The 327-nt window shown below is 71.6% G+C and carries 1 protein-coding gene; it reads right to left on the bottom strand.

Features of this window, described 5'->3' with window-relative positions; all coding sequences use genetic code 11:
- A partial coding sequence (locus CCN51_RS52575) for a cation:proton antiporter domain-containing protein (RefSeq protein ID WP_245881916.1) occupies positions 1-327 on the bottom strand: 327 nt, incomplete at both ends.

Genomic DNA, 327 nt, shown 5'->3' with positions numbered 1-327 from the left:
CGCCCAGTAGCCGGTGGCGACCTTCGTGCAGGCGGTGACGGTGGCCAGCGCGAGGGCGGGCAGCAGGACCGGCGGGATGCTCGCCGGGTCGGTGTGCAGGCCGAAGAAGACGAAGAACACGGCAGCGAACAGATCCCGTAGCGGGCTGAGCAGGTTGTGCGCGCCCTCGGCCACCTCCCCGGACAGCGCGATGCCCACCAGGAACGCGCCCACGGCCGCCGACACCTGGAGCTGCTGGGCGATCCCGGCGACCAGCAGGGTCAGCCCCAGCACCACCAGCAGCAGCTTCTCCGGGTCGTCGCTGGAGACGAAGCGCGAGATGAGCCG

Source organism: Streptomyces milbemycinicus (genome assembly GCF_002154605.1).
Taxonomy (GTDB): Bacteria; Actinomycetota; Actinomycetes; order Streptomycetales; family Streptomycetaceae; genus Streptomyces; species Streptomyces milbemycinicus.
Note: the sequence above shows the minus strand (reverse complement) of the source record. Positions and strands in the feature narration are given on the sequence as shown.